Annotated in this window: 2 protein-coding genes and 1 pseudogene; all 3 read right to left on the reverse strand. The window is 54.4% G+C overall.

Annotated elements, in window-relative coordinates; genetic code table 11:
* Positions 1 to 399, reverse strand: a pseudogene (locus tag DN387_RS19545) (phage tail protein); the annotation flags it as partial.
* Positions 400 to 459: 60 nt separating this feature from the next.
* Positions 460 to 1,149: a hypothetical protein gene (locus DN387_RS19550; RefSeq protein WP_254506186.1), complete on the reverse strand. Its 690-nt coding sequence runs from the start codon at positions 1,147 to 1,149 to the stop codon at positions 460 to 462.
* Positions 1,150 to 1,474: 325 nt separating this feature from the next.
* On the reverse strand, positions 1,475 to 2,169 hold a 695-nt coding region (locus tag DN387_RS19555), incomplete at its 5' end, for a DUF1983 domain-containing protein (protein WP_254506189.1).

Genomic DNA, 2,169 nt, shown 5'->3' on the forward strand with positions numbered 1-2,169 from the left:
GGCTGATTTCAGCCCGAGCGCTGTACGGGCTTCAGCTGGGGTCTTTGCGCCAGTGCCACCTTTTGCCACCGGCACAACATCCTCTGTTGATACGGCGCCCAGCCCGGCTAGCGTGCCGCCCCATTGCTGGATTATCTGGCGCGCTTGATCTGCGAGCTGCTTCACGTACCCCTGTACCGGAACAAGCGCGTACGCCGCCCCTGTGGCCGTAGCGCCAGAGTACGCCGGGAAGATCGACAGCACTGTCCCGCTGGCAACGTTCGTTACTTCCCGCAAAATCCCGTCTGGCCCGATAAATGCGTCACCGACGCGCGAGTTTGCCGCGAAGTCTGCATTCACCCCGGTGACAGTTGTTGAGCCCTTTGTTACTGAAACTGTCCCTGCTCTGGACCAGGCCATGCGATTCTCCATTCAATAAAACCCGCCGTGTCGGGTCGTAGTTAATTTAAGAGCAACATTTCAAGTGCCTGGCAGCCGAGCAAAAACTGCAGCAGGCGCGCCAGGATCAATCCAGCCCGCAGTGAAACCAAACGAATACATCAGCAATGTATTGTTTGAGTAATCAAATGTCACACCAGATGGACTCCATAGAGTTTGCTGCGGTGCAAGCACCCCCCTGGAGAAAGGGTTGATCATATAGTACTCATCCACTGCCAATGTGCCGCTTAGCTGAGCACGGTAGTAGTTCGCACTACCATATGACGGAAATGGGACGTTGGCTTGGAAAGCCCACTGATTAGTGGCTTTCGTAAATATCACAGCTGCAGCGCCGCTATCGTAAATGATGTTGCTATTTTCGCCCCACATTCTAAGCCCCCAGTCAGCGGTTGATTGTGATGCGAAAACAGCCACAAACCACTTGCCCTGAGGTCGGTCATAGTTGTACATCGTCGAGACGTTGAAGCCTGTCCAGTTTCCCGGGGCGCCTGTGATCCCGAGCCCTGAATATATAATACTCGGTTGGTCTGGAGAGTTCCGGATAAACACACATGGTGGCTCAACTGTACCGACCGGCTGCGGGAAAACAATAGTTACATTGTTAGTTCCTGATGCCGAGTAAGCACCAGAATAAATGGCGCACAGGCGTGGGGTTTCTGAGTCAATTTGAACATAGCCTTTATCATTGGATACAATTAAGCCGAAGGTCAATTCGCGTACCTCATGACAAGAAGCCTAAATTCAATTTGTGAGTTGATACTCGTATCAGGCTCACGCGGATGCTTTGAATATATCTGTATAACGCCCGGCGCAACAAACTGATATGGCATCGCCTCCCTAGCAACATCCGCTGTCGCTATTGATGTTGGCAATATTACGGCCACACACTTTAGTGGATCGAACGATGCGATATTCACTGTCACAACAGCATTTCGGCCTGAGAGCTTATATGTCTGATTGTGAATGACTTGGTAAGTGAAGCTATCCGTATCCATTTCCAAGGCACCGCCGGCGCCCCACGTTCTTACACCGTATGTCATTCCGTTAGATCTCCAAGTTGCACGCGCTTGACGTTGTTTTCATCCCACACGCGATATGACCGGTGCGTGATCATTGTGCGACCCTGCCCCGCTATCGTGCCGTTGATCTCAAACGTCCCGTCTTTGTTCAGGCGCCACCCCTGCACGCCAGCAACATAGTTTGTCGACGCAATGAAGCTCCCGATCTTTGCGTTTGTGATCGTGCCATCCTGAATGAACGCTGCTTCGATGAACGTCTGTCCACCCTGGATTGCGAAGAAAGACACGGGCGCCCCATTGATGTCGTTCACGACCGCGAACCTGTCGGCATTGACGATGAACTGGCTTTGCAGTCCAGCTGGTCCGTTCTCGATGCCAAGCCCGATCCCGGCGACGACATACTTTCCTTGCGAGTTGAGCTGCATCTTCACTGCCCACATCGTCGACGCCCTGCCATCTGCGTCGACCTGTGCCTGGGCGACTGTCTGCACAGCCGTCGCCGTATCGGCCAGAGTTGCCTCAAGCGTTTCGGTTTTGCGCACGATCGCTTCGTCGCGAGACGCGCTTGCTCGCACCTCCACTCCGAAAGCTGCTGTCGCGTCCCACTGGTGCAGTGCGCCGGCCAGATCGCCTTCGGCATCGTCGTCGCGAGCAGAGGCGCGCAGGGCCTGCACGCTTTCTGCTGTCGCCGTGACCTTGCCATCCACTTCGG

Origin of the sequence: Pseudomonas sp. FBF18, from assembly GCF_024261405.1 — a bacterium.
In the GTDB taxonomy this organism is placed as follows: Bacteria; Pseudomonadota; Gammaproteobacteria; order Pseudomonadales; family Pseudomonadaceae; genus Aquipseudomonas; species Aquipseudomonas palmensis.